7 protein-coding genes and 3 tRNA genes are annotated in these 10,798 nt (G+C 46.2%); 8 read left to right on the plus strand and 2 right to left on the minus strand.

The genetic code is table 11. The features are described from left to right. The first annotated feature begins 295 nt into the window (after positions 1-295). The 8 genes from HMPREF3027_RS02675 (at position 296) to HMPREF3027_RS02715 (ending at position 7,941) form a co-directional block, all read left to right on the plus strand. Complete coding sequence (locus HMPREF3027_RS02675) at positions 296-610, plus strand: hypothetical protein (protein WP_070706834.1); 315 nt, start codon at positions 296-298, stop codon at positions 608-610. Positions 611-681: 71 nt separating this feature from the next. Further along, positions 682-765 (plus strand) — tRNA-Leu (locus HMPREF3027_RS02680). A gap of 26 nt (positions 766-791) precedes the next feature. Further along, positions 792-877, plus strand: a tRNA-Leu gene (locus HMPREF3027_RS02685). A 332-nt stretch (positions 878-1,209) separates the two neighbouring features. Then, positions 1,210-1,281, plus strand: a tRNA-Met gene (locus HMPREF3027_RS02690). 413 nt (positions 1,282-1,694) lie between these two features. Continuing rightward, on the plus strand, positions 1,695-2,975 hold the full coding sequence (eno, locus tag HMPREF3027_RS02695; RefSeq protein ID WP_070706837.1) for a phosphopyruvate hydratase: 1,281 nt from the start codon (positions 1,695-1,697) through the stop codon (positions 2,973-2,975). Between the two features lie 418 nt (positions 2,976-3,393). Beyond that, entirely contained in the window at positions 3,394-4,209 is an 816-nt protein-coding gene (locus HMPREF3027_RS02705; RefSeq protein WP_070706841.1) for a GLPGLI family protein, read from the plus strand. Positions 4,210-4,494: 285 nt separating this feature from the next. Continuing rightward, positions 4,495-5,310, plus strand: coding sequence for a GLPGLI family protein (locus HMPREF3027_RS02710; RefSeq protein ID WP_070706844.1), 816 nt, complete (start codon positions 4,495-4,497; stop codon positions 5,308-5,310). Positions 5,311-5,334: 24 nt separating this feature from the next. Further along, positions 5,335-7,941: a hypothetical protein gene (locus HMPREF3027_RS02715; RefSeq protein WP_070706846.1), complete on the plus strand. Its 2,607-nt coding sequence runs from the start codon at positions 5,335-5,337 to the stop codon at positions 7,939-7,941. A 55-nt stretch (positions 7,942-7,996) separates the two neighbouring features. Here HMPREF3027_RS02715 and HMPREF3027_RS02720 read toward each other — a convergent pair whose 3' ends face one another. Continuing rightward, positions 7,997-9,943, minus strand: a complete 1,947-nt coding sequence (locus HMPREF3027_RS02720; protein ID WP_070706848.1) for a M56 family metallopeptidase — start codon at positions 9,941-9,943, stop codon at positions 7,997-7,999. Positions 9,944-9,948: 5 nt separating this feature from the next. Further along, positions 9,949-10,323: a BlaI/MecI/CopY family transcriptional regulator gene (locus tag HMPREF3027_RS02725; RefSeq protein WP_018028279.1), complete on the minus strand. Its 375-nt coding sequence runs from the start codon at positions 10,321-10,323 to the stop codon at positions 9,949-9,951. Positions 10,324-10,798: the final 475 nt, after the last annotated feature.

A 10,798-nucleotide genomic window follows, 5' to 3' on the forward strand; every position in this document is an offset into this window, starting at 1 on the left:
CGTCAGTATGCTACTTTCGCCTCAGTGGGTCTTGCATCTTGTTTTTTATAGTATCGCTTAGTAAGTTGATAGGTTGGGGTGCATTAGTTGGTCTCAGCTATGGATTGACGCATTATGCCTGCTTTCAGTGCAATAGTTTCGAAAAGGAGGAGCATGGTACAGATATTCCAATGCCAGATCCTTGTGAGTAGATCTTTTGAGATTCGGATTATTTTGAATATATTGCTTTGACTGCTTGGGATGGTAGGTGCCGAGCAGATATTTACCCTGTTGGGAGGAGTGCAATTAATTATTTATGAGAGAGGAAGAAAGTATGATCCAACAACTTAAGGAGTGGCTGAGAGAAGGAGATTTTGCGAAGGTGCGAAAGGAGTTGGAGCCTTTGAGGAGTGCCGATATCGCCGATTGTATGCTGGAGATGGAGCCGAAAGAGGTGCTGCTGGTTTTTAGTCTTCTTCCTCACCACAGTAGTAGATACCTGTGCATTATTGATTTACTTCGCACTTGCGAGCCTATTGTTGTAGCGATTTCTGCATTGAGACTATCTAAGTATTCAAGTGGCTATGATAGAGATGGAGGCCTTTGCCGGAGGGTGAAGCGGATTTTCTAGCGAAACTATTTGTCTATTTCCATTATTTGTGTATCTTTGCCAACGCAATCCAAGCAATGCTCTCTACAAATGCCCAAGTGGCGGAATTGGTAGACGCGCTAGTTTCAGGTACTAGTGTCAGCAATGACGTGCAGGTTCGAGTCCTGTCTTGGGCACTAGTGATGATTGCATCGACATACAGGCGCAGGTGGCGGAATTGGTAGACGCGCTACTTTGAGGGGGTAGTATCGGTTTAACGATGTGTGAGTTCGAGTCTCATTCTGCGCACGATTTTTGTTTTTGCTATAATTTTTGTGGCTTTGGGAGTAATTCCAAAGCCATTTTTTTGCCATACTCATGCTATCTCTGTTGCTTTTTTGAGACTGTTGCACGAAGGCGATCTGCTTCGTTACTTTCGGGATTCGGGCTCGGTCACGTACGCTAGTACGCTCCCAGCGCCCTCACCCTCAGCGCCTTGCATCTCATCCTTCTTCAAAGTCTCAGCACATTTGAAGCAAATGTGCGAGAATGGCACTTCGTGCAAACATTCTCTTTTTAGAAGGAAAAGGGGCAAGGATTTGTTAGTGTCGAAAATTAATACTACCTTTGCATTTAGAAATCGCGGGGTGGAGCAGTGGTAGCTCGTTGGGCTCATAACCCAAAGGTCATAGGTTCGATCCCTATCCCCGCAACTAATTGAAAAGAGGCTAGCTTCATAAGAAGTTAGCCTCTTTTACTTTTATGAGACTGTTGCTCGAAGGCGATCTGCTACGCCTAGGCTTCCGTAAGGATGCCAAGGTACATAAAGTTGCTTTCGGAGTTCGGTCTTGGTCACGTACGTGAGTACGCTCCCTTCGGCCCGTTAGGGCCTTGGTGCCCTACGTGCACCTTGCCCTCATCCTCAGGCCTTGCATCTCATCCTTCGTGCAAAGTCTCAGCACATTTTAGCAAATGTGCGAGAATGGCAATTCGTGCAACATTCTATGTAAGGGATTAATTCTATATTTTTCACTTCCTTAATCAGCGAATAGGGAATTATTTATGTATCTTTGTGGGTGAAAAGTAAGTAAGAAGGTTTATAAACTTATTAGGTAAAAAAAAGATTATGGAGATTATCAGTATTCATGGACGAGAGATTCTTGACTCTCGCGGAAATCCCACGGTTGAAGTAGACGTAGCACTTGCATGTGGTGCCTTTGGTAGGGCAGCTGTGCCAAGTGGAGCTTCTACAGGCGAGCACGAGGCATTGGAGCTTCGTGATGGTGATAAGTCACGCTACCTTGGTAAGGGGGTGACAAAGGCTGTGGAGAATATCAATAATATTATTGCACCTGCTTTGATTGGTGCCGATGCAAGCAATCAACGTTTGATCGATAAGATGATGATTGATCTTGATGGTACTCCTACTAAGAGCAAGCTAGGTGCTAATGCGATCCTAGGCGTGTCACTAGCTGTGGCTAAGGCTGCTGCTGATGCACTTTGTATGCCACTTTATCGCTATATCGGTGGTACCAATGCACACATTTTACCAGTGCCAATGATGAATATCATCAATGGTGGTAGCCACTCTGATGCCCCTATCGCATTCCAGGAGTTTATGATTCGACCTATCGGAGCTACCAACATGAAGGAGGCTGTACGTATGGGTGCGGAGATTTTCCATGAGCTTAAGACGGTACTTCACGATCGTGGACTTAGCTCTGCAGTAGGAGATGAGGGTGGTTTTGCCCCTGCTCTGGATGGTACTGAGGATGCTTTGGGTTGTATCCTTAAGGCTATTGATCTTGCAGGCTACAAGGCTGGTGAGCAGGTAACCATTGCTCTTGACTGTGCTTCGAGCGAGTTCTATGAGGATGGTATCTACAACTACGCTAAGTTTGAGGGCCCAAATGGTGCCAAGCGTAATCGTGAGGAGCAGGTTGCTTATCTTGTAGAGCTAATCAATAAGTTCCCAATCGATTCTATTGAGGATGGTATGAGCGAGAATGATTGGGAGGGCTGGAAGCTACTTACCGAGGCTATTGGCGACAAGTGCCAGTTAGTGGGTGACGACCTCTTCGTGACCAATGTGGACTTCCTCCGCCGTGGTATCGCTGAGGGGTGTGGCAATTCTATCCTCATCAAGGTAAATCAGATCGGTACCCTTACCGAGACGCTTGATGCTATTGATATGGCACACCGCCATGGCTATACTAGCGTTACGAGCCACCGCTCTGGTGAGACTGAGGATGCCACTATTGCTGATATCGCTGTGGCAACCAACTCTGGTCAGATCAAGACTGGCTCAATGAGCCGCTCCGATCGTATGGCTAAGTACAACCAGCTGCTCCGTATTGAGGAGGAGCTTGGTGAGGTAGCACAGTTCGGTTACCAGCGCATTAAGTAAGCTGATTGATACATAAGTAAATGGGCTAGATCATCATTGGATGGTCTAGCCCATTTCATTTTCTATGTCTATGATATCTATCGGATTAGTTTGGTGATAATGCTCTTTTAATGTATATTTGGAGAGTTAAATGATACTATGATTTTCATGTTGGTAAAGGGCTGGTGGTAGTTCTATCTTCTGTGACAGTTTTCTGCTTTTCATTATTTGCATTTGCAGATGATGTGTCTACTACAACGCAACTAGCTTTTGTTGAGCAAGAAGTTTTGGCGGGGAGTGCTCAAGGAGATGATGTTCAAATGCATTGTGCATGGACCTCTTGTGCCGGCACCTATTGCGATGATACACTTGCTGACCAAGAGTTCCTCGTTGAGTATATGGAGGCTTTTGATCAATGTTACGACTAAGTTGTAATTCTATGAAGCTAAACACATTTTTCATTCTGATGTTGCTTTTATTTGTTGCTCAACCAATTAGTGGGCAATCATTTCGAGCTATGTACGAAGGAGAAAAGGTGAACTTGTATGATGGAGAGGTCATGCGCGACCTCTTCATTCTACAGATTTCACGTGAGGGATTAAGCTCCTTTCAAAGTTATTTCACCCTACAGCGAGACTCCATCAGAGATGCTTGCGTACAGCAGGGGATAAGTACCCAAGAGACGGTGGCGAGAATGCGGTCGATACCACCAGGGACAAAGTGTAGGCTTTATTACAATCCTAGAGAAAATAAGTATACCGAAATGGATTATGGTCTCTATTACTTTAAGGCAACAGAAATTGCCAGCAAGTTGGATGTCGTATTTGAAGACTCTACAAAGGTGGTTTTAGGCTTTCATTCTGAAATGGCAAAAGCTCACTATTATGGAAGAGATTGGGTTATTTTCTATACGACAGAGATCTCGTTGCCTTATGGACCTTGGAAAATAAATGGTTTGCCTGGTGTGGTTACTGAAGCCTACTCAACTGATGGCGCGTATAGATTTCAATTAAAGGGATTTGAGGTGTCTGAAAAAGAGATTGATATCACCATCCCAACAATGATGCTCAACCAAGCTGTTATAGAAGTTAGTAGTAAAGAACTTGCGTGGATTCGAAAGCAAGCGGCTTGTATGGACTTAAGGCCAATCATAAAGAAGTATTCAAAGAACTTTGATATGAGTGGAATGTATCACGATAAGATTGATCAAAGGTATCGCGAATTATCCAAGCGATACCAATATATAGAGCAATAACTTCTATGCTGAGACAATGGTGTCTTGAGGTAGCAATAAAAAGGACGTAATGAAAATATCATTAAGAGACAAATGGCGATTAATTAGACTTCCTTATTGAGTCTTTAGTCTGCTATAAAGTCGGGAAACCAAAAAAACAATCAATAAGCACCCGACCAAAGCAATAAAACCTAAGCCTGCGGAATTGAGGATATTGGATTGGGTTGGTGGCGATGCTTTTTTAATGTATATTTGAAGAAGTTAAATGATACTATGATTTTCATGTTGATAAAGGCCTGATGACAAATGAAAGTACGGATATTATATTTTGCTCTGCTCTTGTGTGCCACCGCACTACCACTCTCTGCTCAGTCCTATTTTGCTTTATACGAAGGGAAGGAGGTCAATCTATATGATGGAGAGGTGTCGGAGGATCTCTTTGTCTTGCAAATTGCCCCAAATGGTGATAGTTCCTTTAGGAGTTATTATAATGTAAAGAGGGATTCAGTAATGTATGCTGGGCTGGCAAAGGGTTCAAGAGATTATGACCTAGTCAAAAAGATGAGGGAGTTTCCTCGTGGCGTCAAAGATCAACTCTATTACAATTCTAAGCTACAGGAGTATACGGAGCTAGTCTATGGGGTCACTTTCTTTAAGACGGTGGAGAAGGCACCAAATATCAGTTATCAATTTGGTGATGACACTCAAGTGATTTGTGGATATCCCTCCGAGGTGGCTACCGCTACACTTTATGGTCGAGAGTGGGAAGTCTATTATACCAATGAGGTACCTATTCCTTATGGACCGTGGAAGCTTATTGGGTTGCCAGGGTTGGTTACTCAGGCTCGCAGCCTTGATGGTGCTTACTCTTTCAAGCTTATTGGTTTTGAGAAAAGTGAGCAACCTTTGGAGGTAGCGGTCCCTCAAGTATTGCTTAGTAACCCTGTTATGGAGGTTAGTAAGGATGAGCTTTTGTGGATACGTAGGCAAATGGAGTGCGGTGACAGTGGTCCTGTTTTTAGGAAGTATAGCAAAGGTTATAATGATAGTGGAATGTACCACGATAAAGTAGCTAGGCGTTTCCGCAATCTATCAAGGCGTTATCAACACATTGAGAAATAGGTGAGGTGTTAGAGGGTTCGCAAGATGAGACAGCTCTTTATACTTGTATTAGTGCTACTAGCACTCCCTGGTACAGTTCTCTGGGCACAGACGGAGCTAAGGGGCATTGTGGTACAAAGTGACGATGGCTCGAGAGTGAGTGGTGCTATGCTGTTTCTTATTGATGCTGAGACCAAGCAGTCGCTAGCTACTTCACAGAGCAATGATGATGGGCAGTTCCTTTTTAAGTGTCGTACTTTGCTAAAGGAGGGGCAGTCGCTTATCGTGAGAGGGTCACTCCTCGGATATAAGGCTTATAAGGAGGCACATTATTTTCATAAGGGGCAGGAGCTGAAGATTGTGATGGAGGCCACTTCGTATCAACTAAAGGAGGTGAAAATCCATGCGCCGGCCATTAGGGAGGAGGGGGATACTATTATCTATCGCACCTCTGCCTTTGCCCAAAAGCAGGATATGACGCTCTCGCAAGTGATTGAGCGTATGCCTGGGCTCGAGGTGGTAGGAGGTGGACAGATTCGCTTTGAAGGCAAGGCGATCAATAAGTTTTATATTGAGCAAATGGATCTCCTTGGGCGTCGGTATAGCATTGCTAGTAATAGCCTTCGCCCCGATGATGTAGCAGCGGTGGAGGTGTATCGCCATCACGAGCCTATCCGTATGCTCTCTGAGCACTCTTTATCGGATAGGGCGGCACTCAATATCCGGCTGACGGAGCGTGCGAAGGGGCGTTGGCTTGCGTGGCTTTCGGCGGGCGTTGGAGCGGCTCCTTTGCTCTACGACTTGAATGCTCGTGCGATGAGGTTTAATGCCACGACGCAGGGAATCTATCTTGCCAAAGCCAATGACACGGGTAAGGATGTGTCGGCAGAGCTCAGGGAGCAGGAGCTCTCTATGAGCCGCAAGCTTTCCTTTTCGCTTAGCCAGTTTGCATCGCTCGACTTCTACCAGAGTATGGGCGAGGTGATTAAGGATTCACCTGTGGGGAAGCGGGCTAGGGCCAATCACTCCTATGTGTTGTCCGGCAATCAATTGGTCAAGCTTGGTCAGCATCAATTCCTTCGGCTGAGTGCTACCTACCTAGATGAGCAACTTGCTTCCTCTCGGGGTGAGACGATTGAGTACACAATGCCCAATGGCGAGGTGAAGCACCTTTCGAGCGATCAGCAGTATCAGTTGCACGAACGCAGTATGGTGCTAAGTGGGGAGTACGAGCATAATGGTGATCGCTCTTTCTTCTTGAATAAGAGTAAAATAGAACACCAGTCTAAGAGGAGTAACGACCTCCTTCGGCAAGATATGAAGGATTATAGCCAAGAGCTATCGCTCCCCTATCTCAGGGTGGAGAATAGTACGGAGTGGCTCTTCAGGGTAGGGGGCACTCTGGTGAAGCTAGATAATGTGGCTAAGTATCTCTCTCGCCATCACTCTATGGAGATCTCTCTACCACTTTCGCAATCGGTTGCCAGTCAACTCTTTGATAATAGTTTGATGCTGGGGATTAACTGGCGGTGGGGTGCTCATCAACTTGATAATAATTTCCAATGGGATATACAGCAACACCGTATTGGTGTGGAGAGTAGTTGGCTACCCAATCAAGGTACCCCTCCTTCTGACTACCTCTCAAGTAGCCTTACTTGGCAACCTGAATACAATTGGAAAGACCACGGGTGGCACATTAAGCTACAATTGCCTATTAGTTACTTCTATTTTCGCTACCCCGAGAGTCAGGAAGGCTTTGTGAAGTCGGATCCCTTGATCTCTGTGAGTAAGTTTTGGGATAATAATTTCAAGATCAATGGCTCTTACCAGCTTATTCATAATATAGTGGGTGCTGCCAAGCAGTTTCCAGGGCTTAAGCTGAGGGATTCGCGGCAGCTCTCTGAGCAGTTGCCCCGACCTTATCAGGGCTATGGGCACTTTGCTAGGTTGGGACTCTCCTACACAGTACCTATGACGGGCACTTCTATTATCGGAGGCGTGCACTTCTCGGAAAACCAACGACGCTACACTTCATCAACGGGGCTGAAAGAGGGCTATATCATTTACAAGCAAATTGAGAAGCCTTCTACCTCAAGTCGGGTGGGTGGTAACTTACGACTCTCTCAAACCTTTTGGAAGGCCAATTTGGATGTTGCGTTGCAGGGGTCGTATGACCGCACTTGGTCGGAACTCTATTTGCAACAGCAGATGTTGGCACTCCTCTCTGATAGTTATGTAGGGCGGTTAGAGATGCATTACCGTCCGATTCCCGATCTTTCCATTGATTACGAAGGGTCGCTTATTGGTAATGTAGCAAATGAGGATGGTGGGCGACTGGAGCATCTGCCGAAGTTGCTTCAGCAACGACACAAAGGGAGCCTTCTATTTTGGTTGGCAGAGAACTGGTCTGCTACGCTCTCTGCTGAGTATCACCATACGTCGGAGCGGAATAGTAAATCTTATGCCGAAGCGACCTTTTTGGACTTCGCACTAAAGTATGATACCAAGAGGTTTGGTGCGGAGCTCAACCTCTCCAATATTACCAATCAGAAAGCGTACGAGGTGATCACTATCAAGGAGCCACACACCTTCCGGGCAGTAACGCCATTGAGGCCTTTTGAGGTGCTTTTAAGAGTCAAATTCTCATTGTAATGAAAAAGGGGGCAAGTCAAATGAGACTTGCCCCCTTTGGTTTACTGACTAAAGGTTATTCAGTGGGTGCTGTGGCAGGCTTTGGGAGCTTGAAGCTGACAGGGATGGTAAAGCGGACTCTTACTGGCTGGCCATCCTGCATGCCTGGCTTCCAGTTGGGCATGGCATTGACCACTCTTAGCGCTTCGTTGTCTAGTAACGGATCTATGCTCCTAATGACTTTGGCATTGGAGACGGATCCATCCTTCTCTATGACGAATGAGACCATCACACGCCCCTCAACCTTGGCATCAACTGCCTCCTTGGGGTATTGGATATTTTGGCCAAGCCACTCCATCATTGCCTTTCCTCCTCCTGGGAATTCAGGCATATCATCTAGGTACTCAAAGACCTTTTCCTCTTGCACTGCAGGCTGGGCAAACTTAAAGCTGACTGGAAGGGTAAAGCGGGCTCTTACTGCTTGACCATCTTGCTTACCTGGTTTCCAGTTGGGCATCGCACTGACTACTCTTAGAGCCTCCTTATCTAGTGACTCGTGCACGCCCTTTGTTACTTTGGCATTGGAGATAGAGCCATCCTTCTCAATGATGAATGAGACGATCACACGTCCCTCAATATTGCCGTCAACAGCTTCCTTTGGGTATTGTATATTTTGGCTGAGCCACTGCATCATTGCTGCTTGCCCTCCTGGAAACTCAGGCATATCATCTAGGTACTCAAAGACCTTTCCCTCTTGCACTGCAGGCTGTGCAAACTTGAAGTTGATTGGCACGAAAAAACGAGTTCTTGCAGGTTGCCCATTCCCCATGCCTGGTTTCCACTTAGGCATGGCATTGACTATTCTTAGAGCCTCCTTATCTAGTGATTCGTACACCCCTTTCTTTACTTCCGCATTGGAGATGGAGCCATCCTTCTCGACAATAAATGATACCACTACACGCCCCTCTATCTTGGCATCTATCGCATCCTTAGGGTACTGTATGTTGTGGCTGAGCCACTGCATCATTGCTTTTCCTCCACCAGGGAATTCTGGCATTTCATCTAGCTTTTCGAAGACCTTGTCTTTGGTCGGTGGCGGAGCCACTTCTGTGATGGTGCTTGCTTCGGCCTGCTTGATCGTGACCATCTGAGTACCGAGTGCCAAGAAGGCAAGTACAGGTAGTGCCGAAAGTGCGTAAACTATGGCTAGTTTCTTGTTGGTTTTGTTCTTGCTGTTCATCATTACGATTCGTTTCTTTAGGTTTTGCATAGAAAATGAGAGCGAGGGTAGCTCTACCTTTCGGCCTAGTGTACACTCCAGTAGCTGATACTGGTAGGTCTTTCGGTCTCTTCCCTCTCGCAACACCCCTTGGTCTGCTAGGTACTCAAGGTTGGTGCGCAGTTGTTGGAGCAATCCCCACGCACATGGATTCCACCACTGTAAGGGCTGCAGCACCGTACTGATGATGATATCCCAATAGTGCTTCTGCCTAATGTGCTCCAGCTCATGCGACAGAATAGTGGGTGTGATATCGCTATTCGATAAGGACTTGGGGATAAAGATTGCCCTGCCAATCGTGAAGGGGGCAAGCTCTTCATCCACCTCATAAAGTGTGGCATTATGACTGAGCTCGCGCTTCGTGGAGGTGCGGCATAATCGATAGAGTTTGTACCCGCCCGAGGTGAGCCAGATGAGTGTACTCGCTGCACCAATAGCCCAAGTTGCCATCAGTACTCTGGACCAGTCTATTGAGTTTCTCTTTGTAGCAGGTGCAGTGATGGTTGGCTCCTCCTCTATCACAATAGTGAAGCTGGGGAGCAACCTATCTTGTGCCTCATCTATATCCCTTTCTGGTACTGCTAAAGAGATCAGGGGGAGCAAAAGGCTAGAGGCGATGGCGATGAGGTAATACCATCGCTTGGCACGGAGTAGGGTGCTTTTGCGAAGCAATACCACTCCGAGGAGGTAAAAGAGAGCAATCCCTATTCCCGACAGCCCTAGATATTTCAACCAAATCATCATACCACTTATTCCTCTTCAATTAGTTTCAGAATCTCCGAGATCTCCTCCTTGCTCACCTTCTCCTCCTGTGCAAAGTGTTGCACCAGACTTTTGTATGAACCTTTGAAGAAGTTGGCAACAATATACTTAATGGTTTTATCGGTGTACTCCTCTTGGCTTACCAAAGGGGCATAGAGGTGACCACGTCGCTTCCCCGTACGAGTAACATACCCCTTGCTCTCCAGCTTATTGACCACCGAAGCCACAGTAGTGTAGGGGGTGTCCGAATGCTCCATCAGGGGGATAGCATCGCTTATCTCACCCTCTCCGATATGCCATAGTGCACGCATAAAGTCCTCCTCAAGAGGGGATAGTCCGTTTAGAAAGTTAGGCTCACTCATATTGTTGTTATCTACGATCAATATCCTTATTACGATTTATTCGTAGCAAAGTTACGACAATTTCGTAGATAAACAAACTTTCGCCCAACATTTTTATCCCACATCGCTAGAAGTGGCTTGCAGACAAGCTTCTTGATTTTGATATTCCGGCAATATTCCGTAGCTCTGCGGAATGCATTCCGTATGCGTGCGGAATCTATTCCGTATACAGGCGGAATCCGTTCCGCACGCATACGGAATATGAGGTTGTGTGGTATTCCTGAAAATAGTACACACGGGTTCATGTATTCCTGTTATTGTATACACTGCTCATCTGTTATTCCTGAAAGTGTAGACAAATAGATAAATAATTGTGCTGATGACAGGGGATAACCACGAGAGGCGCAGGAGTTATGGATTAGGAAGGTCTTGCCATGTGGCATTCATTGGAGTGTTTATGGAAAAGGACCTCGGCAGAGGTCCGTGCTAAATAGGC

Source organism: Porphyromonas sp. HMSC077F02, assembly GCF_001815465.1.
In the GTDB taxonomy this organism is placed as follows: Bacteria; Bacteroidota; Bacteroidia; order Bacteroidales; family Porphyromonadaceae; genus Porphyromonas_A; species Porphyromonas_A somerae.

Coding starts and splice junctions, on each gene's coding strand:
- HMPREF3027_RS02675 (WP_070706834.1), top strand. CDS start 296: ATGAGAGAGGAAGAAAGTATGATCCAACAACTTAAGGAGTGGCTGAGA.
- eno (WP_070706837.1), top strand. CDS start 1,695: ATGGAGATTATCAGTATTCATGGACGAGAGATTCTTGACTCTCGCGGA.
- HMPREF3027_RS02705 (WP_070706841.1), top strand. CDS start 3,394: ATGAAGCTAAACACATTTTTCATTCTGATGTTGCTTTTATTTGTTGCT.
- HMPREF3027_RS02710 (WP_070706844.1), top strand. CDS start 4,495: ATGAAAGTACGGATATTATATTTTGCTCTGCTCTTGTGTGCCACCGCA.
- HMPREF3027_RS02715 (WP_070706846.1), top strand. CDS start 5,335: ATGAGACAGCTCTTTATACTTGTATTAGTGCTACTAGCACTCCCTGGT.
- HMPREF3027_RS02720 (WP_070706848.1), bottom strand. CDS start 9,943: ATGATGATTTGGTTGAAATATCTAGGGCTGTCGGGAATAGGGATTGCT.
- HMPREF3027_RS02725 (WP_018028279.1), bottom strand. CDS start 10,323: ATGAGTGAGCCTAACTTTCTAAACGGACTATCCCCTCTTGAGGAGGAC.